The organism is Streptomyces sp. SID10853 (genome assembly GCF_010548145.1).
GTDB lineage: Bacteria > Actinomycetota > Actinomycetes > Streptomycetales > Streptomycetaceae > Streptomyces.
Genome location: NZ_JAAGLN010000372.1, coordinates 1 through 4,332 on the forward strand (window position 1 = coordinate 1; position 4,332 = coordinate 4,332).

General features: G+C 70.0%; 5 protein-coding genes and 2 pseudogenes. 4 read left to right on the forward strand and 3 right to left on the reverse strand.

The annotated features are described in order from the left end of the window. Positions 1-244 (reverse strand): annotated as a pseudogene (locus G3I19_RS37865) (glycosyltransferase family 1 protein); the annotation flags it as partial. A gap of 773 nt (positions 245-1,017) precedes the next feature. On the opposite strand from G3I19_RS37865, the gene G3I19_RS34800 reads away from it, so the two are divergent. The 3 genes from G3I19_RS34800 (at position 1,018) to G3I19_RS34810 (ending at position 2,467) form a co-directional block, all read left to right on the forward strand. Then, on the forward strand, positions 1,018-1,431 hold the full coding sequence (locus G3I19_RS34800) for a rodlin (RefSeq protein ID WP_164267689.1): 414 nt from the start codon (positions 1,018-1,020) through the stop codon (positions 1,429-1,431). A 253-nt stretch (positions 1,432-1,684) separates the two neighbouring features. Continuing rightward, positions 1,685-1,918, forward strand: a complete 234-nt coding sequence (locus G3I19_RS34805; protein ID WP_164267690.1) for a chaplin — start codon at positions 1,685-1,687, stop codon at positions 1,916-1,918. Between the two features lie 249 nt (positions 1,919-2,167). Beyond that, positions 2,168-2,467 (forward strand): hypothetical protein, encoded by a 300-nt coding sequence (locus G3I19_RS34810; RefSeq protein ID WP_164267691.1) that lies wholly within the window; start codon positions 2,168-2,170, stop codon positions 2,465-2,467. A gap of 150 nt (positions 2,468-2,617) precedes the next feature. Here G3I19_RS34810 and G3I19_RS34815 read toward each other — a convergent pair whose 3' ends face one another. Beyond that, positions 2,618-2,857 (reverse strand): chaplin, encoded by a 240-nt coding sequence (locus tag G3I19_RS34815; protein WP_164267692.1) that lies wholly within the window; start codon positions 2,855-2,857, stop codon positions 2,618-2,620. 280 nt (positions 2,858-3,137) lie between these two features. On the opposite strand from G3I19_RS34815, the gene G3I19_RS34820 reads away from it, so the two are divergent. After that, positions 3,138-3,551 (forward strand): rodlin, encoded by a 414-nt coding sequence (locus G3I19_RS34820; RefSeq protein WP_164267693.1) that lies wholly within the window; start codon positions 3,138-3,140, stop codon positions 3,549-3,551. A 212-nt stretch (positions 3,552-3,763) separates the two neighbouring features. On the opposite strand, the pseudogene G3I19_RS34825 reads toward G3I19_RS34820, so the two are convergent. Further along, positions 3,764-4,332, reverse strand: a pseudogene (locus tag G3I19_RS34825) (hypothetical protein); the annotation flags it as partial.

Below are 4,332 nucleotides of genomic sequence, written 5' to 3' on the forward strand. Positions count from 1 at the left end.
CGCGCTTCCGATCTAGCCCGGTGCCGCGCGCCCGGCCGGCCGGCCAGGGGAGGACGTCGGCCCCGGACCCGGCGAGCACCGACGCCAGACCGGCGCCGGGCGGACAGCCCACAACTGCTCTGATTCCTTCGGCCATTTGCGCCCGCACCAGGTCGGTGACCACGCGGGCGACTCCGCCGTCCACCGGCTGCACAAGGTGAAATACCGTCAGCGGGCGTCCGGGAGAATTGTTTTCTGGCAGCACGTGTGCGGCTCTCTTAGTACCTGGCCCGGAGATCGGTTTCCCCGGGATGCGCGGAGCTGATGGCTCAGCGGCGGGAATCCGTCTGCACCGCGGGCGCACCGGGGCAATTCCCGTGGCTTTCGGCCGGGAAGTGGAAGTACGGGCTGCCCCAACCACGGGGGAGAACGGGCCGCGGGGCGAATGGGCCGGAGCCGTGGCCCGCCCGAGGAGGACCGGCGGAACGCGCCATGCAGGGCTGTGTGCCCAAGCCGTACGGCACAGCGAGACCCGTCGTTTCCCGCATGACTGGCTCTCCCGTCTCCACAAATGCGACCAACCGGACCAAGCAGGAGTGCACTTTGTCAGAAAGCCGAGTGGAAATCATGACGGACTCGCGCATACCGCCGTACGGCAGGTGGCCCGAATGCACTGAATCCCCTTGTGACAGTGGGCAATAGGCCCGCCATTTGCCAGGAAAGCTCTCCAACGGGTGACGGCGCGTACCCGGCGGGAACAGCGTTCGTTGAACGCGTGCGGAAATGCCGGGCCCATGACCAAGGGGGCCGAATTTTTTCGGCAGGGGGAGACACACTCCGAGAGGCGCCCCCGCCGCCCCGCAGCCGTCACCGGCGGAGGCCGCGCAGCACGGCGCACCCCGCGCGCAGGGGGCTCACTCCAGCGGGCCGCCGCACTCGTGCGCTACGGCAATCGAGTGAAGGGGCGGAACCAAACTCAGCCCCTGGAGTTGATCAGGGTGCTCCACTTCCGGGCAAAAATGCAGAAAAGGGACCACAGTGATCAAGAAGATTCTGGCCACCGCAGCCGTCACCGCCTCGATCGTCGGCGCCGGTGCGACCCTGGCCCCGCAGGCCATGGCCATCGGTAACGACGGTGGCACCACCTCCGCCAGCGGCAACGGCGCCGAGCAGGCGTTCGGCAACTCGGCCACCAACGGTGCCCAGAGCCCGCAGCTCAGCCTGGTCCAGGGCTCGCTGAACAAGCCCTGCCTCGGCGTTCCGGTCAAGGCCAACGTGGGCTCCCTCGTCGGCCTGGTCCCGGTCGCCGTTCAGGACATCCCGGTCCTGTCCTCGCCGCAGAACCAGCAGTGCACCGAGAACTCCACCCAGGCGAAGGGCGACGAGGCCCTGTCGCACATCCTGGACAACATCCCGGTCCTCTCGGGCAACGGTGCGGCGAACCAGGGCTGATCCCCTCGCAGCTCCCGCGTGGCCGCCGCAGACAGGACGTTGCGGCGGCCACGCGTGTGTCCGCGCCGGGTGCGCGTGTCCCGGCCGGCACACCGAAAGCATTCGGGTCGAATTGCCGCCCGGTCCCCCCGTACGGAGTTTCCCCACGGCGCACCGGTCGTTAGCAGTCCTGCAGTGGTGTTCATGAAAAGGCAACTGGACACGCGTCGCGATGGTCGTGGACGCGGGAGACACCACTGCGGGAAGGATCGACATGAAGTTCAAGAAGGCTGCTGTTCTCGCCGCCGGCGTCATGATGGCCCTGGGCGCCGCTGCGCCCGCCATGGCCGACTCGGGCGCGGAGGGTGCGGCCATCGGCTCGCCCGGCGTCCTCTCCGGCAACGTCATCCAGGTTCCGATTCACATCCCGGTCAACCTGTGCGGCAACAGCATCGACGTCATCGCGCTGCTGAACCCGGCGCTCGGCAACACCTGCGTCAACAAGTGACGTAGGACTCTCCCTCACGGGCGAGTCACTGAAGCGGCCCCGCCGGGTATCGCATGACCCGGCGGGGCCGCTTCCGTCGGTGGAATTCCGTCTGGGGAACGGGGTGCAGAAACGTTCGCCGTCCCGGGGTTTCTCCCACCCGGCGGGATCGTTAGCCACGGTGCAGGCGGCGCACCGGCACCTTTCACCGACGGTGCCCGGCGCGAGAGTCGCAGCTGTGAACAGCGCCGCCGGAGAAAGGTATTCGACATGAAGTACTCAAAGGTCGCCGCTGTCGTCGCCGGTTCCATGATGGCGATCGGCGCGGGCGCGGCCGCGGCCACCCCCGCGTTCGCCGCCGAGCCCCCCGCCATGCCCCCTATGAGCCTCAACGGCGGACTCGACCAGGCCACGCAGTCGCTTCAGCAGGGGGCTGCCGTCCCGGTGGCCGCGGTCGCCGACACCGCGACGAGCCTGGCGACCGGCAAGGCGGACGCGGGCGAGCAGGTCCTGGGCCTCGCCCGCCAGGCCACCCCGATGCTGGGCGGCGTGCAGCTGGGCAACCAGTAACAGCAGCGCTCAGCCGGCGGCCCTCTCCGGCCCGCTCCCGGCAGCACACCGCGACGCGAAAGTGGCGGTACCCGCATCAGCTGCGGGTACCGCCACTTCTGCTGTCCGGTCCGCGGGCCCGGCCTCGGCCGGGTCCGCAGGATCAGAGCGTCAGTTGTTGACGCAGGTGTTGCCGAACGCCGGGTTCAGCAGACCGATGACGTTGACGGTGTTGCCGCAGACGTTGACCGGGATGTGGACCGGGACCTGGACCTCGTTGCCGGAGATGACACCCGGGGAGCCCACGGCCGCGCCCCCGGCGCCGGCGTCGGCGAACGCGGAGCCGGCGGCGCCGCCGGCGGCGAGGCCCGCGGTGGCAAGGACGAGAGCTGCCTTCTTGGCAGTGTTCATGGGAGTTGCACCTTCTCTTCGATGTTGTGCCCTGAATCAGGACTCACTCGATTCGCAACGAACGACCGGGGGCCGCGACACGGCCGGGCGGCCCACGGAACCTGTTCGGCCCAATTCCGGCCCGCCGCGCAAACCCCCCGGTCACCGGGCCCGTCAACCCGCTTCCGGCGCGCCTGCGACAAGAAGCCATATGAGTGAAGCGCCGGAACCAATCGCCGGTCCGGCAGTTGATCAGAGCGCTCCGGAAGCGGGCACTCGTGTGACAACAGAAGGACGCGATATGATCAAGAAGGCTATGGCCACTGCGGCGGCCACCCTCACGATGGCGGGCGCGGGCGCGATGATGGCGTCGCCGGCCATGGCAGTCGGCCACGACGGCGGCACCACGTCGCTGAGCGGCAACGGCGCCCAGCAGGCGTTCGGCAACTCGGCCACGTACGGCAACATGAGCCCGCAGATCGGCCTCATCCAGGGCTCGCTCAACAAGCCCTGCATCGCCCTGCCGGCCAAGGCCAACCTCGGCTCCCTCGTCGGCGTGGTCCCGGTCTCCGTCCAGGACATCCCGATCCTGTCGTCGCCGCAGACCCAGCAGTGCACCGAGAACTCCACCCAGGCCAAGGGTGACGAGGCTCTGTCGCACCTCCTGGACAACGTGCCGATCCTCTCGGGCAACGGCGCCGGGAACGGCCGCTGATCAGCGCCGCTCCTCCGACCTCCGGGCACTGACGTCCTGGTGGAGCACTGAAGGGGCCCCGGTGGCAGCGCGAGCTGTCACCGGGGCCCCTTCATGTCCGCCTGGCTGCCGGTCCACGACTCCCGCTTCACGACTTCTGGTTCACGACTCCCGGTTCACGACTTCCGGTTCAGGACTTCCGGTTCAGGACTGCTGGTTCCGGCACTGCTGGTTCACGACTGCCGGAACAGCACCCCGTCGCCCGGCACCGGTGGCGGCACCGCCGTGTAGCCGGGCAGCGGGACGCACCGCTCCCCCCGTGTCTGCAGGCCGACGCAGTCCGGTGCGTACGCCCCCGCGCCTTCGAGCAGCCGCTCCTCGTGGCCGGGCGCCCGCAGCCGTACGAAAAGCCGCTCGCCCGGTGCGGTCACCGCGTCCCACAGCGCGTCGAGCCTGTGGCCACCGTCGGGGCCCTTGCCGTCACCCAGCGCGTAAGGAAGTACGGACCACCCGGGGTCGCCCGCCGCACGCCGCGCCAGCTGTTCGCGCGGTCCGGGCAGCACCTCGAAGGAGACCACGCGCCCCCGGTAGCCGGCCCGGCGCAGCCCCGTCACATACGCCCCGTCGTCCGCGGCCGTGTCGAGGACGAGGTCGATCTCGGTGTCGGCCAGCAGCTGGACGAGTTCGCGGTACGGGCCGCGCCCCCGGTGCCGTTCGCGCGCCGCTGCCCGCAGGAAGCGTGAGTGGCTCCGCGCCGCGGCCTGCCACCGCCGCCACCGGACGCGCAGCGGAGCGGGGCGGG